The organism is Actinomadura fulvescens, assembly GCF_039533225.1.
GTDB lineage: Bacteria > Actinomycetota > Actinomycetes > Streptosporangiales > Streptosporangiaceae > Spirillospora > Spirillospora fulvescens.
The window spans coordinates 84,373-108,030 of record NZ_BAAATD010000006.1 but is presented as its reverse complement, the minus strand read 5'-3'; the positions used below and the strand labels follow the sequence as shown (position 1 = coordinate 108,030).

Genomic DNA, 23,658 nt, shown 5'->3' with positions numbered 1-23,658 from the left:
CAGGTTGTACGACCGGCACCGAAGGTGATCGACGATGTACGTGATCCGGCTACCCGACGGAACGCTCCGGGTGCCCCAGAGCGTTCTGCTCAACCCCGACGAGGGCACGGACGAGGGACGGATCATCGCCCAGGCGTACGTGGAGATCGGCCCCGACGACCCCGACTACGACCGGCTGGTCGGCCAGTCGCTGACCGAAGCGGAACTGGAGGAGAAGCGCCGCGGCTGGCGAGACGGGGACGCCGACCTGCTCCGTCAGTTCGAGGAGTGGAAGGCGGGCCGGGACGACTAGGTCCCGGGGGTGGCGCTCAGCGCACGTGCTCGGCTACCGGCTCTTCCCCGCGCAGCAGTGCGTGCACTTCGGACTCGCGGAAACGGCGGTGACCGCCGGGAGTGCGGATGCTGCTGATCCGGCCGGCCGCGGCCCAGCGCGTCACGGTCTTGGGATCGACCCGGAAGAGGGCTGCGACCTCTCCTGGGGTGAGCAGACGCTCGCTCGTGCTTTCCACGTTATCTCTCCCCCTTTGTCCCGCTCTCGGTGCGGGTGGACTGTTTCCTAGTGTGGCGGGTCAAGACCGATTTCTCCCTTGTTTTCGCAAAACATCACGGTGTGTGATCGCGCGAACAGCAGAAATAACGTGAAGTAAACATGGCATTGGGCGCAGGGGTCACGTTGATCTCTTTAACCCCCGGGGCGCCCGATGGGAACCGCCCGTTAACCCTCTCAGAGCACACCCCGTAGGCTCGGTGACATGTCCGATCTCGTGTCCCTGGAGGAGGTCGAACGCGCCGCCGCGCGGATCGCGGGCGTCGCCGTCCGGACCCCGCTCGTGCCCTTTCCCCTGAGCGATCCGCGGCTCCTGGTGAAGGCCGAGTCGCTGCAGCCGATCGGCGCGTTCAAACTGCGCGGCGCTTACGCGACCATCGCCGCGATGCCGGAAGGCCGGCGGCAGAAGGGCGTGGTGACGCATTCGAGTGGTAACCACGCGCAAGCCGTCGCCTATACGGCGCGGGCATTGGACATTCCGGTGGTGCTCGTCATCCCGCACACGACGCCCGGCGTGAAGGTCGAGGCGTGCATCGCGCTCGGCGCGGAAATCGTGTACGTCGAGCCCACGATGGAGGACCGGGTCGCCACCGCCGAACGCCTGGCCGGGGCGCACGGGTTCACGCTCGTGCCGCCCTTCGACCATCCCGGGATCATCGCAGGTCAGGGCACCGTCGGCCTGGAGATCGTCCAGGACCGTCCAGACACCGGGGTCGTGCTGGTCCCGGTCGGCGGCGGGGGCCTCATCGCGGGCATCGCCGCCGCGGTCAAGCAGCTGAGCCCGCAGATCAAGGTCATCGGGGTGGAGCCCGCGCTGGCCGCCGACGCCCGGGCCTCGTTCCGCGCCGACGAGCCGGTCGCCTGGTCCGCCGAGGAGACGGGCCGCACCATCGCCGACGCGCTCCGCGCCCAGCGGCTCGGCGACCTGCCGTTCGCCCACATCAAGGAGTACGTGGACGACATCATCACGGTCACCGAGGACGAGATCAGGCAGACGATGCGCCGGCTCGCCCGCCAGGCCCGGCTCATCGCCGAGCCCGGCGGCGCCGTGGCGACCGCGGGATACCTGTTCCACCGCGACGAGCTCCCGGCCGCGGAGACCTACGTGTCGGTGCTGTCCGGCGGCAACGTGGACCCGGCGCTCTTCCGTGAGGTCCTCGCCTGAACGGTGGCCGGGGACAGGTCGTGACCAGGCGCGGGTAGGCTCGGAGGCGTCATGCGTTCCGTACTCTTCTACACCGCCGCGCGGCTGGGCGTCTTCCTCGCCACCGCCGCCCTCCTGGCGTTGTTCGGCGCCCGCGGCGTGCTGCTGCTCCTCATGGCCCTGCTGATCAGCGGGATCATCAGCTTCGTCCTGCTGTCGGGTCAGCGGGACGCGATGTCGTCGGCCGTCACCACCGGTTTCCAGGCGCGGCGCAAGAAGTTCGAGCAAGCCCGCACCAAAGAGGACGGTCAGCGGGGCTAGCGCGAACCGTCCCGTTCTCGGCTGCAACGTTCGGCGTCGTGAGGCCACTTCCCTTGTGAATGATCACAAGGAGGAGTGCAACGATGCGACCGACAACCGCCGGTGCCGTCGTGGTGGCCATGATCGCCGCCGCGCTGCCGCCCCTCATGACGGCGGGAGCCGCTGCCGCCGACCCACGGCCGTCGCCGGGCGAACGCGTGGCCGTGACGCTGCTGACGGGCGACAAGGTGCACCTGAACGGGCGTTCCGTGCGGATCGAGCCGGGGCCCGGACGCAAGGGCACCGTCTTCTTCCGCCGGGTGCACCGCGGTGAGCTGAGCATCGTCCCGGCCGACGCGGCGCCGCTGGTGACCGCCGGGCGCCTGGACGCCGGGCTCTTCAACGTCACCCGTCTCGTCCGGGACGGCTACGACGACCGCGACCGCCGCGACCTTCCCCTGATCGTCGCCGGAACGCCGAGCCCCGCCGGCACGCGGGTCACCAGAACGCTGACCGCGCTGAACGGGGCGGCCGTCAGCACCCGGAAGGACCAGGCCGCGACCTTCTGGTCCTCGGTCCGGACCGGCAACTCCCGGATCTGGCTCGACGCCCGCGTCCGGGCGAGCCTCGACAGGAGCGTCCCGCGGATCGGGGCGCCCGCCGCGTGGCAGGCGGGCAGCACGGGCGAGGGCGTGACGGTCGGCGTCCTCGACACGGGAATCGACGCCGGGCATCCCGACCTCGCCGGCGCCGTCGCCGCGTCCAAGGACTTCACCGGGAACGCCAACGGCGTGCAGGACGGGAACGGCCACGGCACCCACGTCGCCTCGATCATCACAGGTGACGGCGTCGCCGACCGGCGCATGCGGGGAGTGGCGCCCGGCGCCCGGCTGGCCGTGGGCAAGGTGCTCGACGACCGGGGCATGGGCACGGTGTCGCAGGTCATCGCGGGCATGGAATGGGCGGCCGGGCAACGGCTCCGCGTCGTCAACGTAAGCCTCGGCGTGTCCCTGCCCAGCGACGGCAGCGATCCGCTCTCCACCGCCGTGAACACCCTCACGGCGCGCACCGGGACGCTGTTCGTCGTCGCCTCCGGCAACGAGGGCGCGGACGAGTCCGTCGGCGCACCGGGCGTCGCCGACGCCGCGCTGACCGTGGGCGCCGTGGACGACGACGACAGGCGGGCCGACTTCTCCAGCAGCGGACCACGCCCGGGTGACGGCGCCGTCAAACCCGACATCACCGCGCCCGGCGTCGAGATCACCGCCGCCCGCGCGCGGGGCACCGAGATCGGCGATCCGGTCGGTGACCACTACGTCCAGGCGAGCGGCACCTCGATGGCGACGCCGCACGTGGCGGGGGCCGCGGCCCTCCTCGCCCAGGCGCACCCCGGCTGGGCGCCCGGACGCCTCAAGGCGGCCCTGATGAACACCGCCAGGCCCAACGACGCCGACACCGTCTACCGGCAGGGCGCGGGCCGGGTCGACGTCGGCCGTGCCGTCTCCCAGCGCCTCTGGACGGACGAGGGCAGCCTGTCCTTCCACGCCAGGGCGAAGACGACCAAGACCGTGACCTTCCGCAACGACTCGGCGGCCCCGGTCACCCTCGACCTTGACGTCTCCCTGCGGACCCCGTCCGGCGACCCCGCGCCCGCGGGCATGGCGGAAGTCAGCCCAGCCAGGGTCGAGGTCCCTCCCAACGGCACCGCGTCGGCCTCGGTCACCGTCGATCCCGGCAAGTCCGCCGTGCCCGGCTCGTACAGCGGCAGGCTCACCGCCGGGCCGCTGCTGCTGCCGGTCGGCGCCTTCCTGGAGCCGCCGCTCCGCACCGTCACGCTGGGCGGCATCGACCGGACGGGGCGGCCCGTGGGCGGCACGATCGACTCGCTGCCCTGGGTCGCGCTCATCGATCTGAAGAGCGGCGAGTACGCCCGTACGTTCGTCAGCGGCGGCAAGGTCGTCGCCCGCGTCCCGGCCGGGCGGTACGGGCTGAGCGCGGCGGTCAGCACGGTCACCGCGGACGGCACGTTCCTGGACACCACCCTGTTCTCCCGGCCGGTCCTCGACGTCGACCGCGACCTCACGATCACCGCCGACGCCCGCCGCGGCAAGCGCGTCACGGCCCGCCTGGACAGCCGCTCCGCCGTGCAGAGCGGATTCGACGAGGCCGGTGTGACCGAGACCGTCGCCGGGCAGGCCGTCGCCTTCGGCATCGGCTCCCACAGCGCGGCGCTCGGGCTCTTCGCGGAGCCGGGCCCGAAGACCACCAGCCGCCCGTACGCCTTCTATTTCCTGGCGACCCGGACTGAGCCGGACGGACCGCGCGCCTACCATCTCGCGCTGCTCACCCAGAAGCGCATCCCGGCCAATCCGGCATTCCGTGTCCGAGACCGCCGACTGGCGCGGCTGGACTCCCGTTATCACGCGGACAAACCGCTCTCCGGCCGCCGGACGACGAGCGTGATCCTGCCCGGCCAGTTCTTCCCGAGCGGGGGCGGCGAATACACCGTTTCGCTGCCCGGCCGGCGCGTCGAGCTCTACTCGCCGCTGCAGAACGTGAACTGGGTTCGCTATCTCGAAACCGGTGACTCGAACACCGGCTTCCTGGAGAACGCGATCGATCCGCCGATGGTCGCCGGGCGTTCGCTTCGCGCCGACTGGAACAAAGCGGCGTTCACCACCGCCGCACGGGCCGTCCGCAAGTGCGCCAAGTGCCCGATGGCTTTCACCGCCGAAGCCTTCGACTCCGCGAACGCCGCATGGCAGCTCAAGCCCGAGACCCGGTCGACCGTCGCCGTTCACCGGGACGGGAAGCCGCTCGGCTCCTCTGACTCCGACCTCGTCGCGGTCATGACCCCGCCGGGCCGGGGCACCTACTCGGTGCGTTCCACCGCCACGCGCGAAGTCTCCTGGACGGGGCTGGGCACCAGGTCAGAGGCTCTCTGGACGTTCCCGTACACACCGGTGGCGAAGGCGATGGAGGAACCGCCGCTCTACTCCCTGCGGGCCACGGGGCCGTTCGACCTCAACAACCGAGCACCCTCCGGTCCGTTCCGCCTCACCGTCCAGGTCGTCGACACACGCCAGGACAAGCAGACCCACCCCCTGCCCACCCTGCGGACACTCACGGTCGAGGTCTCGTACGACGACGGCAAGACCTGGCACGACGCCAAGGTGACCGCTGACGGCGCCAACCGCTGGCAAGCCCGGCTCGTTCACCCGGCGACGCACGAGGGACACGTCTCACTCCGCCTGCGCGCCTCCGACGGCGCCGACGCCTCGGCCGAGCAGACAGTCCTCCGAGCCTACGGCCTACGCTGACCGACGGGCGGGCCGGCCGTTTGGGCGGCCCGCCTTCGCATGCCGGTGGGCATGGCCTTCTATGGTTGGGGCATGACCCGCGCCTCACTCGACAAGCAACCCGCTGACGTCGCCGCGATGTTCGACAGCACCGCCGAGCGCTACGACCTGCTCAACAGCCTGATGACCGGCGGGCAGGACCGGCGGTGGCGGCGGGAGGTCGTCAGGGCCGTGGACGCCCGGCCGGGTGAGCGGATCCTCGATCTGGCGGCCGGGACGGGGACGTCGTCGGTGCCGTTCGCCGAGGCGGGGGCCGAGACGGTGGCGTGCGACTTCTCGCTCGGGATGTTGCGGGTCGGGGTCAGGCGTCAGGCGGGGGCCGAGCGCCTGCGGTTCGTGGCGGGGGACGCGTTGCGGCTTCCGTTCGCGGACGGGACGTTCGACGCGGTGACGATTTCGTTCGGATTGCGCAACGTCGCGGACACGGATCTCGCGATCCGGGAGCTGCGGCGGGTCGCCAAGCCGGGCGGACGGCTGCTGGTGTGTGAGGTCAGTCACCCGCCGAACGGGCTGCTGGCGGCGGGGCACAAGCTGCACCTGCGGTACGGGCTGCCGCTGCTGGCCAGAGTCAGCTCCAATCCCGACTCCTACAGGTACTTGGCAGAATCGACGCTGGCGTGGCCCTCACAGGCGGCGCTGGCCGAACGGATCCAGAAAGCGGGCTGGGCGAAGGTCCGCTGGCGCGACCTGACGTTCGGGGTCGTGGCGCTTCATCACGCCATCAACCCGGGCTGACGTCGTGGGACCGGTCCAAATCTCTGGATGCGGAGAGGTACCCACGAGCAGTCAAGAAGGAATAGACTCCCCAACGGATCCTTGTGAAGTACTTCACAAGCGAACGAGCTAAAGAGGAATGTTGTGACCGACTCCACCCGTACGGCAGACGTCATCGTCGTCGGGGCCGGACCCGCCGGATCGGGGACCGCCTACTGGCTGGCGCAGGCCGGCCTCGACGTGCTGCTCCTGGAGAAGGCGACGTTCCCGCGCGACAAGATCTGCGGCGACGGGCTCACGCCGCGCGCCGTGCGGGCACTGGTCAGCATGGGCGTGGACATCAACGCGCCGGGCTGGGCCCGCAACAAGGGCCTGCGCATCTACGGCGGCGGGGTCAAGGTCGAGCTGCCGTGGCCCGAGCTGGCGAGCTTCCCCGACTTCGGGCTCGTCCGGACGCGCATGGACTTCGACCGGCTGCTGGCCGAGCACGCGGTCAAGGCGGGGGCCAAGCTCCTGCAGGGCTGCAACGTCCAGGCGCCGATCCTGGACGAACGGACCGACCGCATCGTCGGCGTGACCGCCAAGTACGAGGGCGAGGAGGTGGAGTTCCGCGCGCCGCTGGTGGTGGCCTGCGACGGCGTCTCCTCCCGGCTCTCCACCGCGATGGACGTCCGGCGGCGTGAGGACCGGCCCATGGGCGTGGCCGTCCGGCGTTACTTCCAGAGCCCCCGGTACACCGACGAGTACATGGAGGCCTGGCTGGAGCTGTGGGACGGCCAGCGCCTGCTGCCGGGCTACGGCTGGGTCTTCCCCGTGGCCGACGGCACCTGCAACGTCGGGCTGGGCCTGCTCAACACCAGCAAGTCGTTCCAGAACGTCGACTACCGGGGCATGCTCAAGGGCTGGTGCGCCAACATGCCCGAGGAGTGGCAGTTCGACGAGGAGCACGCGACCAGCCCGATCCGCGGCGCGGCGCTCCCCATGGGCTTCAACCGGCAGCCGCACTACACCCGCGGCATGCTGCTGGTCGGCGACTCCGGCGGGATGATCAACCCGTTCAACGGGGAGGGCATCGACTACGCCCTCGAATCCGGTCACCTCGCCGCCGACATCATCGTTCAGGCGCTCGCCCGGCGGACCCCCGCGCAGCGGGAGCGGACGCTGTACGAGTACCCGCGCATCCTCAAGGACGAGCACGGCGGCTACTTCACCCTCGCCCGCGTCTTCGTCCAGGCCATCGGCGACCCACGGGTCATGAAGTTCCTGACCACGCACGGCCTGCCGCACCCCACGTTGATGCGGTTCACGCTCAAGCTCCTGGCGAACCTCACCGATCCCAAGGGCGGCGACGCGATGGACCGCGTCATCAACGCGATGCAGAAGGTGGCGCCGGCAGCATGAGGCGACCGGGCAACACAGCTTGAGACCGACCCCCCGGAGGGGAGTGCTATTGATCACCTTGGCTAAGGTGGCCACCCGTATTCGTGGTGTACGTCACGAATGTGGAACGGGATACGCCACCGAGGCGCGCCCGGGCACCGCGCTTGATTCCACCGTGCTGGATTCGACCGCGCCGGACTCGGGCCGCGCCCCGTACAACGTCGTACGAACCGAGGAGGGGCTGTAGAGGCATGGATCTCTATGTTCCGATCATCGTGCTGGGAGTGCTCGCCTTCCTTTTCGCGGCGGGTTCGGTGGCGATGGCCGCGCTCACGGGTCCCAAGCGGTGGAACCGCGCCCGGCTCGACGCCTACGAATGCGGCATCGAACCGACCCCGCAGCCGGCCGGCGGCGGGCGTTTTCCGGTCAAGTACTACCTGACGGCGATGCTCTTCATCGTCTTCGACATTGAGATCATCTTCCTTTACCCCTGGGCGGTCGCCTTCGACCACCTGGGAATTTTCGGCCTTGTGGAGATGGTCCTGTTCATCCTCACCGTGCTGGTGGCGTACGCCTACATCTGGCGGCGCGGTGGTCTGGAGTGGGACTGAAATGGGTCTTGAAGAGAAACTCCCCAGCGGCTTCCTGCTGACGACCGTCGAACAGGTCGCCGGGTGGGCGCGCAAGAGCTCGGTGTGGCCCGCCACCTTCGGTCTCGCGTGTTGCGCGATCGAGATGATGGCGACCGGCGACCCCCGCCACGACTTCTCCCGCTGGGGGATGGAGCGGGCCTCGGCGACGCCGCGGCAGGCCGACCTGATGATCGTGGCCGGCCGGGTGAGCCAGAAGATGGCGCCGGTGCTGCGGCAGATCTACGACCAGATGACCGAGCCCAAGTGGGTCATCGCGATGGGCGTGTGCGCCTCGTCCGGCGGCATGTTCAACAACTACGCGATCGTGCAGGGCGTCGACCACATCGTCCCGGTGGACATCTACCTGCCCGGCTGCCCGCCGCGGCCGGAGATGCTGCTGGACGCGATCCTCAAGCTGCACGACAAGATCCAGAACACCAAGCTCGGGCCGCAGCGCGCGAAGCAGATCGAGCAGCTCGAAGAGGCCAAGCGCCGCCAGTTGCCGCTGCTCGGGCAGCCGACAGGGACGGGGCCCCTCTCATGAGTTCTCAGCATCCCGAGCAGCGTGCCGAGCAGGCCGCCGACCAGCTGCCCGCGCACTCGGAGGAGGAGCGCAAGGAGCAGCCGGTCGCCCGGACGGGCATGTTCGGCGCCAAGACGACCGGCGACACCTCCGGGTACGGTGGCCTGGTCGTCCGGCAGTCGCCGAAGGTCTCCACGCCGCGTCCGTACGGCGGGCCCGAGGGAGCCGTCGAGGCCGGCGAGTTCGACGAGATCGCCGACGAGCTGGAACGTGCCCTCCCAGACTTCGGCGACGCCATCGAGCGGGTCGTGGTCGACCGGGGCGAGATGACGTTCTTCGTCAAGCGCGAGCGCCTGGCCGAGGTCGCCCGCACGATGCGGGACGAGCCGTCGCTGCGGTTCGAGCTGTGCTCCGGCGTCTCCGGCGTCCACTACCCGCAGGACACCGGCGCCGAGCTGCACTCGGTGGTCCACCTGCTCTCGATCACGCACAACCGGCGCGTCCGGCTGGAGACCACCTGCCCCGACGCCGATCCGCACGTCCCGTCGCTCGTCCCGGTCTACCCGACCGCCGACTGGCACGAGCGGGAGACCTACGACTTCTTCGGAATCGTCTACGACGGTCACCCGGCGCTCACCCGCATCGAGATGCCGGACGACTGGGTCGGCCACCCGCAGCGCAAGGACTACCCGCTCGGCGGCATCCCCGTCGAGTACCGCGGCGCCGAGATTCCGCCGCCAGACGAGCGGAGGTCGTACGTATGAGCGAGGCGCAGGGGCGCGGCGCCGCCTGGACTGAGGAGCGCCGGGAGCGCAGCGACCAGAGCGACGGGGGAAGGCGGCGCCGGAAGGCGCCCCGGAGCCGAGCGGGGGGTGCAGCATGAGCCCGTCCACGAAGTACACCGAGTACGACGCGTACGCCGCCGACGAGGCCGCCGAGGGCAAGGTCTTCGACGTCGGCGGCCAGGACTGGGACAAGGTCGTGGCCGGGGCGGAGGACCTCGGCGACGAGCGCCTCGTCATCAACATGGGCCCGCAGCACCCGTCCACGCACGGCGTGCTCCGGCTCATCCTGACGCTCGACGGCGAGACGGTGAACGAGTGCCGGGTGGGCATCGGCTACCTGCACACCGGCATCGAGAAGAACATGGAGTTCCGCACCTGGACGCAGGGCACCACGTTCTGCACGCGCATGGACTACCTGGCGCCGATCTTCAACGAGACGGCGTACTGCCTGGGCGTGGAGAAGCTGCTCGGCGTCACCGACCAGGTGCCGGAGCGGGCCCAGATCATCCGCGTGATGATGATGGAGCTCAACCGCATCTCCTCGCACCTGGTCGCGATCGCCACGTTCGGCCTGGAGCTCGGCGCCACGACCGTCATGCTCAACGGGTTCATCGAGCGCGAGTACACCCTTGACCTCTTCGAGGAGATCACGGGTCTGCGCATGAACATGGCGTACGTGCGCCCCGGCGGCGTCGCGCAGGATCTGCCGAGCGGGGCGCTGAGCTCCGTCCGCGACTACCTGGACCGCATGCCCAAGCGCCTCCAGGCGCTGCGCAAGCTGATGGACGACAACCACGTCTACAAGGCGCGCACCAAGGACATCGCCTACCTCGACCTGACCGGCTGCATGGCCATGGGCATCACCGGCCCCATGCTCCGCGCGACGGGCCTGCCGTGGGACCTGCGCAAGTCGCAGCCCTACTGCGGCTACGAGACCTACGACTTCGCAGTGCCCACGCAGGACACCTGCGACGTCTACGGCCGCTATCTCGTGCGCATGGAGGAGATGGACGAGTCCCTGAAGATCGTCGAGCAGTGCGTGGAGCGGCTGCAGTCGGTCAAGGGCCCGGTGATGATCGAGGACAAGAAGATCGGCTGGCCCGCGCAGCTGGCGATCGGCGCGGACGGCATGGGCAACTCGCCCCGCCACATCGCGCACATCATGGGCACCTCGATGGAGGCCCTCATCCACCACTTCAAGCTGGTGACCGAGGGTTTCCGGGTCCCGGCCGGACAGGCGTACTCGGCCATCGAGTCGCCGCGCGGCGAGCTCGGCGTGCACGTGGTGAGCGACGGCGGCACCCGCCCCTACCGCGTGCACTTCCGCGACCCGTCCTTCACCAACCTGCAGGCCACCCCGGCGATGGCCGAGGGCGGCATGATCGCCGACGTCATCGCCGCGGTCGCCAGTATCGACCCCGTCATGGGGGGAGTGGACCGCTAATGGCTTATGAACCCGACGTGCGTGATCGCCTCGAAGCGGACGCCAAGGAGATCATCGGGCGCTATCCCAAGCCCCGGTCGGCGCTGCTGCCGATGCTGCACCTGGTGCAGTCGGTGGACGGGCACATCACGCAGGACGGCATCGAGTTCTGCGCCGAGCAGCTGGGCATCACCCCCGCGCAGGTCACGGGCGTCAGCACCTTCTACACGCAGTACAAGCGGGCCCCGGTCGGCGAGTACCACGTGGGCGTCTGCATCAACACGCTCTGCGCGGTCATGGGCGGCGACCAGATCTGGGACGAGGTCAGCGACCACCTCGGCGTCGGCCACGACGAGGCCACGCCGGACGGCAAGGTGTCGCTGGAGCGCATCGAATGCAACGCGGCCTGCGACTTCGCCCCGGTGATGACGGTCAACTGGGAGTTCTTCGACAACATGACTCCCGGCAAGGCCAAGGAGCTGGTCGACGACCTGCGCACGGGTAAGGAAGTGCTTCCTTCACGCGGGCCGAAGAGCCTGTGCAGCTGGAAGGAGGCCTCCCGCGTGCTGGCGGGGTTCCCGGACGGCCGGGCCGGCGAGGGTCTGCAGGCCGGAGCCGAGTCGCTGGTCGGGCTCGCGCTCGCCAAGGAGCGCGGCTGGACCGCCCCCGATCCGAACGCCGACAACGGACCCGAGCCGCACGAGCCGGTCAAGCCGAGCGAGGTCACCGACCCGCCGCCGAACGAGCCCGGCAAGCCCATCGGCGGCGCGGTCAAGCCCGGAAGCCAGGAAGGTGAGAACAAGTGACGACACTGACTCCCGTTCTCACCAAGAACTGGGACCAGAGCGATTCCTTCACGCGCGCCGCGTACGAGCGCGAGGGCGGTTACAAGGCGCTGCGCAAGGCGTTCGGCATGGAGCCGGACACCATCGTGCAGGCGGTCAAGGACTCCGGCTTGCGCGGCCGAGGCGGCGCGGGCTTCCCCACCGGCATGAAGTGGGGATTCCTGCCGCCGACCAGCCCCAACCCGCGGTACCTGGTCGTGAACGCCGACGAGTCCGAGCCGGGCACATGCAAGGACATCCCGCTGATGATGGCCAACCCGCATGTGCTGGTCGAGGGCGTCATCATCAGCTCCTACGCGATCCGCTCCAACCACGCGTTCATCTACGTGCGCGGTGAGGTGCTGCACGTGATCCGGCGCCTTCAGGCCGCGGTGGCCGAGGCGTACGAGGCCGGATATCTCGGCAAGGACATCCTCGGCAGCGGCTACGACCTCGAACTGGTCGTGCACACCGGCGCCGGGGCGTACATCTGCGGCGAGGAGACGGCGCTGCTCGACTCGCTGGAGGGCTTCCGTGGGCAACCGCGGCTCAAGCCCCCCTTCCCGGCGGTCGCGGGACTCTACGGCGGTCCCACTGTGATCAATAACGTCGAGTCGATCGCCTCGGTTCCCTCCATCGTGGAGAACGGCGCCGACTGGTTCGCCTCGATGGGCACCGAGAAGTCCAAGGGCTTCGGCATCTTCTCGCTGTCGGGGCACGTGACCAGGCCGGGCCAGTACGAGGCGCCGCTCGGCATCACGCTGCGCGAGCTGCTCGACATGGCGGGCGGCATCCGCGAGGGCCACCGGCTGAAGTTCTGGACGCCCGGCGGGTCCTCCACCCCGATCTTCACCGAGGAGCACCTGGACGTTCCTCTCGACTTCGAGTCGGTGGGGGCCGCGGGCTCGATGCTCGGTACCCGGGCGCTGCAGATCTTCGACGAGACGACCTGCGTCGTCCGGGCCGTGCTGCGCTGGTCGGAGTTCTACGCGCACGAGTCGTGCGGCAAGTGCACGCCGTGCCGCGAGGGCACCTACTGGTACAAGCAGATGCTCAAGCGCCTGGAGGCCGGCGACGGCAAGGAAGAGGACCTGGAGACGCTCCTCGACCTGTCGGACAACATCCTCGGCCGCTCGTTCTGCGCGCTGGGCGACGGCGCGACGAGCCCGGTGGTCTCGTCCATCAAGCTCTTCCGCGACGAGTACCTCCAGCACTTCGAGCGGGGCGGCTGCCCGTTCGACCCGGCCAAGTCCACGCTGTGGGGAGGTGCCGCCCGATGACTGTCACCGATGACAAGAAGGCGGTGGCGAAAGGCACGGAGATGGTGCCGGTCACCATCGACGGCTTCGAGATCGAGGTTCCCAAGGGCACCCTGATCATCCGGGCCGCCGAGCTGCTCGGCATCCAGATCCCGCGGTTCTGCGACCATCCGCTGCTCGACCCGGTCGGGGCGTGCCGCCAGTGCCTGGTGGAGATCCCGGACGCGGGCAACGGGCGCGGGATGCCCAAGCCGCAGGCGTCCTGTACGACCACCGTGATGCCCGGCATGGTCATCAAGACCCAGCTGACGTCGCCGGTGGCCGACAAGGCCCAGCACGGCGTCATGGAGCTGCTGCTCATCAACCACCCGCTGGACTGCCCGATCTGCGACAAGGGCGGCGAGTGCCCCCTGCAGAACCAGGCCATGTCCAACGGCCGGGGCGAGACGCGGTTCACCGAGACCAAGCGGACGTTCCCCAAGCCGATCCCGCTGTCCAGCCAGGTGCTGCTCGACCGGGAGCGCTGCATCCAGTGCGCCCGGTGCACCCGGTTCTCCGACCAGATCGCCGGCGACGCGTTCATCGACCTGTTCGAACGCGGCGCCAAGGAGCAGGTCGGCGCGGCCGAGGACAAGCCGTTCCAGTCCTACTTCTCCGGCAACACCGTGCAGATCTGCCCGGTCGGCGCGCTGACCGGCGCGGCCTACCGGTTCCGGTCGCGGCCGTTCGACCTGGTGTCGACGCCGACGACCTGCGAGCACTGCGCGTCGGGCTGCGCGATGCGCGCCGACTCGCGGCGCGGCAAGATCACGCGGCGGCTGGCCGGTGACGACCCGCAGGTGAACGAGGAGTGGAACTGCGACAAGGGCCGGTGGGCGTTCACCTACGCCACCCAGCCCGACCGTCTCACCCACCCGCTCGTCCGCAACGAGCAGGGCGTGCTGGAGCCCGCCTCCTGGCCGGAGGCGCTCACGATCGCGGCCGAGGGACTCGCCGCCGCCCGCGGCAAGGCGGGCGTGCTGACCGGCGGGCGGATGACCCTGGAGGACGCCTACGCGTACGCCAAGTTCGCCCGGATCGCGCTCGGCACCAACGACGTCGACTTCCGCGCCCGGCCGCACTCGCGCGAGGAGGCCGAGTTCCTGGCCTCGTCGGTCGCGGGCCGCGACATCGAGGTCTCCTACGCCGACCTGGAGAACGCGCCGGTGGTCCTGCTGGCCGGGTTCGAGCCGGAGGAGGAGTCCCCGATCGTCTTCCTGCGGCTCCGCAAGGCGTTCCGCAAGAAGGGCCTGAAGGTCCTGGCGGTCGCGCCGTACGCCTCGCGCGGGCTCCAGAAGGTCGGCGGCACGCTGCTGACGGCCAGGCCGGGCGCCGAGGCCGAGGTGCTGGGCGACCTGGTCACCACCGGCGCCGACACGCTGCCCGCCGGGTCGGTCATCATGGTCGGCGAGCGGCTGGCGACCAGCCCCGGCGCGCTGTCCAGCGTGGTCCGGCTGGCTCAGGTCACCGGTGCCCGGCTGGCCTGGGTGCCGCGCCGGGCGGGTGAACGCGGCGCGCTGGAGGCCGGGGCGCTGCCCGGGCTGCTGCCGATCGGCCGACCGGTCACCGACCCCGACGCGCGCGCCGAGGTGGCCCGCGCGTGGGCCGTCGCCGAGCTGCCGTCCGCGCCGGGACGCGACACCGAGGCGATCCTCGCGGCCGCGGCGGCGGGTGAACGGCAGGCGCTGCTGGTCGGCGGCTTCGACCCGTACGACCTGCCGGACCCGCGGGCCGCGCTGGCGGCGCTGGAGGCCGCGCCGTTCGTGGTGAGCCTGGAGCAGCGGGTCAGCGCGGTCACCGACCGGGCCGACGTGGTGCTGCCGGTCGCGGCGGTCGTCGAGAAGTCCGGCACGTTCGTCGACTGGGAGGGCCGGGGCCGCCCGTTCGAGGTCGTGCTGAAGGCCACCGGGCGCATGTCCGACCTGCGGGTCCTGGACGCGCTGGCGAACGAGATGGACGTGCACCTGGCGCTGCCGGGTCCCGAGGCCGCGCGGCGCGAGCTCGCCGGGCTCGGCGCCTACCGGGGCGAACGGCCCGCCGCGCCGAACGTGGCGCAGGGCACGCAGCCGGAGCCCGGGCCCGGCGAGGCGCTGCTGGCCACCTGGCGCCTGCTGCTCGACAAGGGCGGCATGCAGGACGGCGAGCCGTACCTGGCCGGTACGGCCAAGCCCGCGGTGGCGCGGCTGTCGCCCGCGACCGCCGCCGAGATCGGCGCCGACGGCACCGTCGCGGTGTCGGCCGGGCACGGCGAGGTCACGCTGCCGCTGGAGATCACCGTCGATCTGCCCGACCGGGTGGTCTGGCTGCCGACGAACTCCGCCGGCTGTGCCCTCTACCGCGAGCTGGGCGTGGCCGCCGGAACCGTGGTCAAGATCTCCGCTGGAGGCTCCCGATGAGCGCGCACGCCACCCTGGCCACGGCCGCCTCGCAGGTCACGGCCGCCGCCGGACCGGCGGCGACCGATCCGACGCTCAGCACGTTCGGCAAGGACCCGTGGTGGCTGATCGGCGGCAAGGTGCTGGTCATCTTCGTCTTCCTCGTGGTCACCGTGCTGATGTCGATGTGGATGGAACGCCGCGTCATCGGCCGGATGCAGCTGCGCGTCGGGCCCAACCGCGCCGGGCCCTTCGGCCTGCTGCAGGGGCTCGCGGACGGCGTGAAGCTGGCGCTCAAGGAGGACATCGTCCCGCGCCAGGTCGACAAGATCGTCTTCATTCTGGCGCCGATCATCTCGGCGGTGCCGGCGTTCATCTCGTTCGCCATCATCCCGTTCGGACCGACGGTGTCGATCTTCGGTCACCAGACCGCGCTGCAGGGCACCGACCTGCCGGTGGCGGTGCTGCTGGTGCTGGCGATGTCGTCGATGGGCGTCTACGGGATCGTGCTGGCCGGCTGGTCGTCGATGTCGCCGTACTCGCTGCTCGGCGGGCTGCGCTCGTCGGCGCAGGTCATCTCGTACGAGATCGCGATGGGCCTGTCGTTCGTCGCGGTGTTCCTGTTCGCGGGCACGATGTCGACGACCGGCATCGTCAACGCGCAGGCCGACAAGTGGTTCGTGCTCCTGCTGTTCCCGTCCTTCCTGGTCTACGTGATCACGATGATGGGCGAGTCGAACCGCATCCCGTTCGACCTTCCCGAGGGTGAGGGCGAGCTGGTCGGCGGCTTCCACACCGAGTACTCGTCGCTGAAGTTCGCGATGTTCTTCCTCGCCGAGTACATCAACCTGGCGACGCTGTCGGCGCTGGCCACCACGCTCTTCCTGGGCGGCTGGCGCGCCCCGGCGCCGATCTCCACGGTGTGGGCGGGCGCCAACACGGGCTGGTGGCCGGTGCTCTGGTTCGTCATCAAGATCGTGCTGTTCATCTTCTTCTTCGTCTGGCTGCGCGGCACGCTGCCGCGGGTGCGCTACGACCAGCTGATGAAGCTCGGCTGGAAGGTGCTGATGCCCTTCTCGCTGGGCTGGATCCTGCTGGTCGCCACCATCCGGGCCTTCAAGAACGAGGGCTACGACATGAGCCGGATCTCGCTGTACTCCGCGATCGCGCTGGGAGTGATCATCATCGTCACGCTGATCTGGGAGAGCGCGCGCGGCGACGGCGACAAGGAGAAGGAGATCGTGCCGGACCTCGGCGCGGGCGCCGGTCCCGGCAGGGCTGCTCCCGCCGACGTCGCCGCGGCGGGCGGATTCCCGGTGCCGCCGATGGACGCGCCCCACTACCACGGAAAGACCACTACCTCTCGTAAGGAGGTCACCAGTGGGCTTCACTGACTTCCTGAACCCGGTCAAGGGGTTCGGGGTCTCGTTCCATCAGATGTTCATGAAGAGCGAGACCGTCCAGTACCCCGAGGTGAAGAAGCCGACCGCACCGCGGTTCCACGGCCGGCACCAGCTCAACCGCTGGCCAGACGGGCTGGAGAAGTGCGTCGGCTGCGAGCTGTGCGCCTGGGCCTGTCCCGCCGACGCCATCTACGTCGAGGGCGCCGACAACACCGAGGACGAGCGGTACTCGCCGGGTGAGCGGTACGGCCGCGTCTACCAGATCAACTATCTGCGCTGCATCCTCTGCGGGCTGTGCATCGAGGCGTGCCCGACCCGGGCGCTCACGATGACCAACGAGTACGAGCTCGCCGACGACAGCCGCGAGAGCCTCATCTACACCAAGGACATGCTGCTGGCGCCGCTCCGCGAGGGCATGGAGACGCCGCCGCACGCGATGCGTCTGGGCGAGACCGAGGAGGACTACTACCGGCTGGGCCTCCAGCCGGACGAGGGTCCGACCATCCCGGCCGAAGGCGGCGGGCGCGCGAGCGTCGACGCGGCCGTCGCCCGCGAGGAGCGCACGCGCGGCAAGAACGCCCGTGAGAAGGGCACCCGCGGCAAGGGCGCCCGCGGAGCGGGTGAGAAGAAATGAGGGCGGACGTGGTCGCAGCCGCCCAGGTCGCCGACGCGCAGCCGGGCGAGCCGTTCTTCTTCTGGGTCCTGGCCTTCGCCTCGGTGGCCGCCGCGCTCGGCATGATCTTCATGCGGCGGGCGGTGCACTCCGCGCTGCTGCTGGCGGTCGTGATGCTGTCGCTGGCCGCGCTGTACGCGATCCAGGACGCGCCGTTCCTCGCGTTCGTCCAGGTGATCGTCTACACCGGCGCCGTGCTGATGCTCTTCCTGTTCGTGCTGATGCTCGTCGGCGTGAGCTCCACCGACTCGCTGGTGGAGACGATCCGCGGGCAGCGGCTGTGGGCGGGCGTCGCCGGGATCGGCTTCCTCGTGCTGCTGGTCTTCGGCCTCGGGGACGCGGCGCTGAGCGACTCGGCGGGCCTCAAGGAGGCCAACGCCGAGGGCAACGTGGTCGGGCTGGCCCGGTTGCTGTTCGGCAAGTACGTGTTCGCGTTCGAGGCGACCAGCGCGCTGCTGATCACCGCGGCGCTCGGCGCGATGGTGCTGGCGCACCGCGAGCGCACCACGCCCAAGCCGACCCAGCGTGACCTGTCGAAGAAGCGGTTCGAGACGTACGCGGCAGGCGTTTCCGGGGCGGCGGGTCAGCACCCCGGCCCGCTGCCCGGTCCCGGCACGTACGCCCGGCACAACGCGGTCGACATGCCCGCGCTGCTGCCCGACGGGACGCCGTCCGAACTCTCGGTCAACCCGGTCATCGCGGCCCGCACCGACACCGCCTCCCGGCACGCCGACCTGTACGGCGACACCGCCGAGCACGCGGTGGAGGAGGACGTGGCCGCCGTGAAGGCCGCGACCGAGGTGGGTTCGGGCGGCGTAATGAGTAGAGCCGAGGGCGCGGACGCGGAGGCCCGGGAGATCAAGGCCGGGACACCGGTGCTCCCGTCGAACGAAGGCGAGGCCGGTCGATGAGCCCCGGGCACTACCTGGCCCTCTCGGCGATCCTGTTCACCATCGGCGCGGTCGGCGTGCTCGTGCGCCGCAACGCCATCGTGATCTTCATGTGCGTCGAGCTCATGCTCAACGCCACGAACCTGGCGTTCGTGTCGTTCTCCCGCATGCACGGCAACCTCGACGGCCAGATCATCGCGTTCTTCGTGATGGTCGTGGCGGCGGCCGAGGTCGTGGTGGGCCTCGCGATCATCATGACCATCTTCCGGACCCGCAGGTCCTCGTCGGTGGACGACGCGAACCTGCTGAAGTACTGAGGTGCGCTGGTGAAGGCTGGTTTGGAAGCAGAGGGCGTCCAGGCACTCGCCTGGCTTCTCATAGCGCTGCCGCTGGCGGGCGCGGCGATCCTCCTGCTCGGCGGGCGCCGCACCGACAGGTGGGGGCACCTTCTCGGCGTGCTGATGTCGCTCGGCTCGTTCGTGGTCGGCGCCGCGATGTTCGTCCAGATGCTCGGCTACGGCGCGCAGGAGCGCCGCCGGAGCCTGCACCTCTGGGAGTTCTTCGACGTCGGCTCGTTCAAGGTCGACATGGGGCTGCTGGTGGACCCGCTGTCCATCAGCTTCGTGCTCCTGATCACCGGCGTCGGCTCGTTGATCCACATCTACTCCATCGGCTACATGTCGCACGATCCGGACAGGCGGCGGTTCTTCGCCTACCTGAACCTGTTCGTCGCGGCGATGCTGCTGCTGGTGCTGGGCGACAACTACGTCGCGATGTTCATCGGCTGGGAGGGCGTCGGTCTCGCCTCCTACCTGCTGATCGGGTTCTGGCAGTACAAGCCGACCGCGGCCACGGCCGCCAAGAAGGCGTTCGTGGTCAACCGGGTCGGCGACTTCGGCCTGGTCGCGGCGATCATGCTGATGTTCGCCACGTTCGGCACCGTCTCGTTCGAGCAGATCCTCGGCGTGGGCGCCGAGCACGTGGGGCTCGCCTCCAAGCTCGGCACCGGGACGGCGACCGCGATCGGCCTGCTGTTGCTGCTGGGCGCGTGCGGCAAGTCGGCCCAGCTCCCGCTGCAGTCCTGGTTGCTGGACGCGATGGAGGGCCCGACCCCGGTGTCGGCGCTCATCCACGCGGCGACCATGGTGACCGCCGGCGTCTACCTGATCGTGCGGTCCGCGGCCATCTTCGAGATGTCCGACACCGCGCAGCTCGTCGTGACCATCGTCGGCGCGGCCACGCTGCTCGCCGGTGCGATCATCGGTTGCGGCAAGGACGACATCAAGAAGGCACTGGCCGGATCGACGATGTCGCAGATCGGCTACATGCACCTGGCGGCCGGGCTCGGCAAGGCCGGATACGCCTTCGCCATCGCGCACCTCATCGCGCACGGCTTCTTCAAGGCGGGGCTGTTCCTCGGCGCCGGGTCGGTCATGCACGGCATGAAGGACGACGTCAACATGCGCCACTACGGCGGGCTGCGCTCGCTGATGGTGGTGACGTGGGCGACGTTCGGGCTCGGGTATCTGGCGATCATCGGCTTCCCGGGACTGTCGGGCTGGTTCACCAAGGACGGCATCATCGAGGCCGCGTTCGAGAAGGGCGGCACCTCGGGGGCGATCCTCGGCGCGTGCGCGCTGGTCGGCGCCGGTGTCACCGCGTACTACATGTCGCGCGTGATGTTCATGACGTTCTTCGGTGAGAAGCGCTGGGAAGAGGACGTCCATCCGCACGAGTCGCCGAAGGTCATGACCGTGCCGCTGATCCTGCTGGCGGTCGGGTCGGTGTTCGCCGGCGGTTTCCTGGTCCTCGGCGGTTTCTCCGACTTCCTCGCGCCGGTCGTGGGCGAGCCCGCGCACCACGGCTTCAAGCCGATCACCGGGCCGGGCATCGCCACGTTCGTGCTGATGCTCGTCGGCGCCGGGATCGCCTGGCGGCAGTACGGGGCGCGGCCGGTGCCGCGTGAGGCACCCAAGGGCTCGTTCGTCACGGTCGCGGCCCGCAAGGACCTGTACGGGGACGCGCTGAACGAGTCGCTGCTCATGCGCCCCGGCCAGTGGCTGACCCGGCTCGCGGTCTGGTTCGACAACCGGGGCGTGGACGGCGCGGTGAACGGCCTCGCGGCCGGGATCGGCGGCACCTCGGGCCGTGCCCGGCGCGTCCAGACCGGCTTCGTCCGTTCGTATGCCCTTTCCATGTTCTTTGGCGCGGCCCTCGTCGTGGCGGCGCTCCTGGTGGTGACCGTCTGATGGAAGACTTTCCCTGGCTGAGCGTCCTCATCGCGTTGCCGCTGGTCGGCGCGCTGATCGTGGGGCTGCTGCCGCGCGGGGGCGAGGAGCTGATCAAGCGGGCCGCGCTCGGCGTCTCGCTGGTGGTCGCGGTGGTCGCCGGTGTGATGGCGAGCGGCTTCGACCCGGGCGGCGCGCGCTTCCAGTTCGACGAGAAGTACTGGTGGATCAAGCAGTTCGGGGTGCACTGGGCGGTCGGCGTCGACGGCGTCGCCCTCACCCTGGTGCTGCTGTCGGTGGTGCTCGTCCCGCTGGTGATCCTCGCGTCGTGGAACGAGGCGGACCGGTCGGGCGGCGTGGACGTGCCCGCCAAACGCTCGGTGAAGACGTACTTCGTGCTGATCCTGGTGCTGGAGTCGATGATGATCGGCGTCTTCGCGGCGACCGACGTCTTCCTCTTCTACGTCTTCTTCGAGGCCATGCTGATCCCGGTGTACTTCATCATCGGGTCCTACGGCGGCGCGCAGCGCTCGTACGCGGCGGTGAAGTTCCTGCTCTACTCGCTGCTCGGCGGGCTGATCATGCTCGTCGCGGTGATCTGGCTGTACCCGCTGTCGGCCAAGTCCACGGCCGAGGGCGGCCTCGGGGAAGGCACGTTCCTCTTCAGCGAGCTCAGCAAGCTGAACATCGAGCCGACCACGGCGAAGTGGCTGTTCCTCGGCTTCTTCATCGCGTTCGCCATCAAGGCGCCGATGGTGCCAGTGCACACCTGGCTGCCGGACGCGGCCGGGCAGTCCCCGGCGGGCGCGCTGGTGCTCATCGTCGGCGTGCTCGACAAGGTCGGCACGTACGGGATGCTGCGCTTCTGCCTGGAGCTCTTCCCCGGCGCGGCCAAGTGGGCGACACCGGTGGTGCTCGCGCTGGCCGTCATCAGCATCATCTACGGCGCCGTCCTGGCGATCGGCCAGGTGGACCTGAAGCGGCTGGTCGCCTACACCTCGATCTCGCACTTCGGGTTCATCGTGCTCGGCATCTTCGCGATGACCTCGCAGGGCCAGTCGGGCGCCGCGCTCTACATGGTCAACCACGGGTTCTCCACCGGCGCGCTCTTCCTGATCGTCGGCTTCATGATCGTCCGGCGCCGGTCCGCGCGGATCGACGCCTACGGCGGCGTCCAGAAGCAGGCCCCGGTGCTGGCCGGGTTCTTCCTGGTCGCCGGCCTCTCGGGGCTCTCGCTGCCGGGCCTGGCGCCGTTCGTCTCGGAGTTCCTGGTGCTGACCGGCACGTTCACCCGCTACAAGGTGCCGGCGCTGATCGCCACGGCGGGCATCATCCTCGCCGCCATCTACATCCTGTGGATGTACCAGCGGACGATGGGCGGCCCGGCGGCAGAGAAGGTCAAGGGCATGGCCGACCTCTCGGCGCGGGAACGCTGGGCGGTCGGACCGATCATCGCGGTCATCGTGGTGATGGGCTTCTTCCCGCAGCCGGTGCTCAACGTGATCAACCCGTCGGTGAAGGAAACCCTGGTCCGGGTCGACCAGCATGATCCGGCCTCGAAGATCAGCAACGTGGCCGAGAACGGAGCCCGCCCATGAGGACGACCGCCGCAGTGCTGGCGCAGGGGGACATCTCGGCGCCGAACATCGAGTACGGGCAGCTCGCCCCGATGCTGCTGGTCTTCGGCGTGGCGATCGCGGGCGTGCTCGTGGAGGCGTTCGTCGGGCGCACCTGGCGCTACTCGGTCCAGGTGCCGCTGGCCTTCCTCGGACTTCTCGGCGCATTCGCCTGGACGTGCGTCCTGGCCTACACCGACAAGCCCTTCCACGTCGCGGCCGAAGGCGCGCTGGCGGTGGACGGGCCGACGCTGTTCCTCCAGGGCACGATCCTGGTGCTGGCGCTGATCTCGCTGCTGCTGATCGCCGAACGCGGCGGCAAGGACCACTTCGCGCCGCAGGCCTCGGCGCTGCCGGGCAGCGAGGCCGAGCAGGAGACGATGGCGGCGGGCATCACCCAGACCGAGGTGTTCCCGCTGATGATGTTCGCGGTGGGCGGCATGCTGGCCTTCCCCGCCTCGAACGACCTGCTCACGATGTTCGTGGCGCTGGAGATCCTCTCCCTGCCGCTCTACCTGCTGTGCGGGCTGGCCCGGCGCCGGCGCCTGCTGTCGCAGGAGGCCGCGGTCAAGTACTTCCTGCTGGGCGCGTTCTCCTCGGCGTTCTTCCTGTACGGGGTGGCGCTGCTGTACGGCTACGCCGGCTCCGTGCGGCTGTCGGTGATCTCCGACCAGCTGGGCAAGAACGCGGGCAACGAGTCGCTGCTGCTGGGCGGGGTGGCGCTGCTGTCGGTCGGGCTGCTGTTCAAGCTCGGCGCGGTGCCCTTCCACATGTGGAAGCCGGACGTCTACCAGGGCGCCCCGACCCCGATCACCGCGCTGATGGCGTCCTGCACGCTGGTGTCGGCGTTCGGCGCGTTGCTACGGGTGTTCTACGTGGCCTTCGAGAACCTGCGGTGGGACTGGCGGCCCGTCATGTGGGGTGTGGCCATTCTCACAATGGTCGCCGGCGCGGTCATCGCGATCACCCAGACCGATGTGAAGCGGCTCCTGGCCTACTCCTCGATCGCGCACGCGGGCTTCCTGCTCACCGGCATGATCGCGACCTCGCGGGACGGCCTGTCGGGCACGCTGTTCTACCTGGCGGCCTACGGCTTCACCACGATCGGCGCGTTCGCCGTGATCACGATGGTCCGGGACGCCGGCGGCGAGGCGGGCCACCTGTCGCGCTGGGCCGGGCTGGGCAAGCGCTCCCCGGTGGTCGCCGGGGTGTTCGCCTTCTTCCTCCTGGCCTTCGCCGGCATCCCGCTGACCAGCGGTTTCACCGGCAAGTTCGCGGTCTTCAAGGCGGCCATCGAGAGCGGCGCGACCCCGCTGGTCGTGGTCGGCGTGCTCTCCTCGGCCATCGCCGCGTTCTTCTACGTCCGGGTGATCGTGGTCATGTTCTTCAGCGAGCCGGAGGCGGACGGGCCGACGGTCGTGGCCGGACCGGCGACCGCGGCTGCGGTCGCTCTCGGGCTGACGGCTACTGTGGTACTCGGCGTGCTCCCCCAGCCGATGCTGGACCTCGCGGGAGACGCCGCGACACAGATGTTCGTGCGGTAG

The 23,658-nt window shown here is 69.9% G+C and carries 21 protein-coding genes; 20 read left to right on the top strand and 1 reads right to left on the bottom strand.

The genetic code is table 11. The annotated features are described in order from the left end of the window. Positions 1-34 precede the first annotated feature (34 nt). Positions 35-292 (top strand): hypothetical protein, encoded by a 258-nt coding sequence (locus tag ABD333_RS22795; protein ID WP_344543944.1) that lies wholly within the window; start codon positions 35-37, stop codon positions 290-292. Positions 293-308: 16 nt separating this feature from the next. Here ABD333_RS22795 and ABD333_RS22790 read toward each other — a convergent pair whose 3' ends face one another. Next, positions 309-509, bottom strand: a complete 201-nt coding sequence (locus ABD333_RS22790) for a BldC family transcriptional regulator (RefSeq protein WP_151559136.1) — start codon at positions 507-509, stop codon at positions 309-311. Between the two features lie 243 nt (positions 510-752). On the opposite strand from ABD333_RS22790, the gene ABD333_RS22785 reads away from it, so the two are divergent. The 19 genes from ABD333_RS22785 (at position 753) to nuoN (ending at position 23,658) form a co-directional block, all read left to right on the top strand. Further along, positions 753-1,712 carry a threonine ammonia-lyase gene (locus tag ABD333_RS22785; protein ID WP_344543940.1) on the top strand — a complete coding sequence of 320 codons (960 nt, stop codon included), beginning with the start codon at positions 753-755 and terminating at the stop codon, positions 1,710-1,712. Positions 1,713-1,763: 51 nt separating this feature from the next. After that, positions 1,764-2,012 (top strand): DUF4229 domain-containing protein, encoded by a 249-nt coding sequence (locus ABD333_RS22780; RefSeq protein ID WP_344543938.1) that lies wholly within the window; start codon positions 1,764-1,766, stop codon positions 2,010-2,012. 83 nt (positions 2,013-2,095) lie between these two features. Beyond that, the gene (locus tag ABD333_RS22775) at positions 2,096-5,311 is read left to right on the top strand and encodes a S8 family serine peptidase (protein WP_344543936.1); all 3,216 of its coding nucleotides are present in this window, start codon (positions 2,096-2,098) and stop codon (positions 5,309-5,311) included. A 72-nt stretch (positions 5,312-5,383) separates the two neighbouring features. Continuing rightward, complete coding sequence (locus ABD333_RS22770; RefSeq protein ID WP_344543934.1) at positions 5,384-6,085, top strand: demethylmenaquinone methyltransferase; 702 nt, start codon at positions 5,384-5,386, stop codon at positions 6,083-6,085. A 123-nt stretch (positions 6,086-6,208) separates the two neighbouring features. Then, positions 6,209-7,465 carry a geranylgeranyl reductase family protein gene (locus ABD333_RS22765; protein WP_344543932.1) on the top strand — a complete coding sequence of 419 codons (1,257 nt, stop codon included), beginning with the start codon at positions 6,209-6,211 and terminating at the stop codon, positions 7,463-7,465. Between the two features lie 230 nt (positions 7,466-7,695). Continuing rightward, positions 7,696-8,055 (top strand): NADH-quinone oxidoreductase subunit A, encoded by a 360-nt coding sequence (locus tag ABD333_RS22760; protein ID WP_344543930.1) that lies wholly within the window; start codon positions 7,696-7,698, stop codon positions 8,053-8,055. Between the two features lies 1 nt (position 8,056). Beyond that, positions 8,057-8,620, top strand: coding sequence for a NuoB/complex I 20 kDa subunit family protein (locus ABD333_RS22755; protein ID WP_344543928.1), 564 nt, complete (start codon positions 8,057-8,059; stop codon positions 8,618-8,620). Further along, complete coding sequence (locus ABD333_RS22750) at positions 8,617-9,363, top strand: NADH-quinone oxidoreductase subunit C (protein ID WP_344543926.1); 747 nt, start codon at positions 8,617-8,619, stop codon at positions 9,361-9,363. Before ABD333_RS22755 ends, ABD333_RS22750 begins: the two co-directional genes overlap by 4 nt. A gap of 115 nt (positions 9,364-9,478) precedes the next feature. Next, positions 9,479-10,828: an NADH-quinone oxidoreductase subunit D gene (locus ABD333_RS22745; protein WP_344543924.1), complete on the top strand. Its 1,350-nt coding sequence runs from the start codon at positions 9,479-9,481 to the stop codon at positions 10,826-10,828. Beyond that, positions 10,828-11,613 carry an NADH-quinone oxidoreductase subunit NuoE gene (gene nuoE / locus ABD333_RS22740; protein ID WP_344543922.1) on the top strand — a complete coding sequence of 262 codons (786 nt, stop codon included), beginning with the start codon at positions 10,828-10,830 and terminating at the stop codon, positions 11,611-11,613. The genes ABD333_RS22745 and nuoE overlap by 1 nt, the downstream gene beginning before the upstream one ends. Continuing rightward, complete coding sequence (gene nuoF, locus ABD333_RS22735; protein ID WP_344543920.1) at positions 11,610-12,911, top strand: NADH-quinone oxidoreductase subunit NuoF; 1,302 nt, start codon at positions 11,610-11,612, stop codon at positions 12,909-12,911. Before nuoE ends, nuoF begins: the two co-directional genes overlap by 4 nt. Then, positions 12,908-15,325: an NADH-quinone oxidoreductase subunit G gene (locus tag ABD333_RS22730; RefSeq protein ID WP_344543918.1), complete on the top strand. Its 2,418-nt coding sequence runs from the start codon at positions 12,908-12,910 to the stop codon at positions 15,323-15,325. Before nuoF ends, ABD333_RS22730 begins: the two co-directional genes overlap by 4 nt. Beyond that, complete coding sequence (gene nuoH, locus ABD333_RS22725; protein ID WP_344543916.1) at positions 15,322-16,698, top strand: NADH-quinone oxidoreductase subunit NuoH; 1,377 nt, start codon at positions 15,322-15,324, stop codon at positions 16,696-16,698. The genes ABD333_RS22730 and nuoH overlap by 4 nt, the downstream gene beginning before the upstream one ends. Next, entirely contained in the window at positions 16,685-17,341 is a 657-nt protein-coding gene (nuoI, locus tag ABD333_RS22720) for an NADH-quinone oxidoreductase subunit NuoI (RefSeq protein ID WP_344543914.1), read from the top strand. Before nuoH ends, nuoI begins: the two co-directional genes overlap by 14 nt. Then, complete coding sequence (locus ABD333_RS22715; protein ID WP_344543912.1) at positions 17,338-18,291, top strand: NADH-quinone oxidoreductase subunit J; 954 nt, start codon at positions 17,338-17,340, stop codon at positions 18,289-18,291. Before nuoI ends, ABD333_RS22715 begins: the two co-directional genes overlap by 4 nt. After that, positions 18,288-18,587, top strand: coding sequence for an NADH-quinone oxidoreductase subunit NuoK (nuoK, locus tag ABD333_RS22710; RefSeq protein WP_344543910.1), 300 nt, complete (start codon positions 18,288-18,290; stop codon positions 18,585-18,587). Before ABD333_RS22715 ends, nuoK begins: the two co-directional genes overlap by 4 nt. A 21-nt stretch (positions 18,588-18,608) precedes the next feature. Then, on the top strand, positions 18,609-20,519 hold the full coding sequence (gene nuoL / locus ABD333_RS22705; RefSeq protein WP_410558107.1) for an NADH-quinone oxidoreductase subunit L: 1,911 nt from the start codon (positions 18,609-18,611) through the stop codon (positions 20,517-20,519). Further along, positions 20,519-22,096, top strand: a complete 1,578-nt coding sequence (locus ABD333_RS22700) for an NADH-quinone oxidoreductase subunit M (RefSeq protein WP_344543906.1) — start codon at positions 20,519-20,521, stop codon at positions 22,094-22,096. Before nuoL ends, ABD333_RS22700 begins: the two co-directional genes overlap by 1 nt. Next, complete coding sequence (gene nuoN, locus ABD333_RS22695) at positions 22,093-23,658, top strand: NADH-quinone oxidoreductase subunit NuoN (RefSeq protein ID WP_344543904.1); 1,566 nt, start codon at positions 22,093-22,095, stop codon at positions 23,656-23,658. The genes ABD333_RS22700 and nuoN overlap by 4 nt, the downstream gene beginning before the upstream one ends.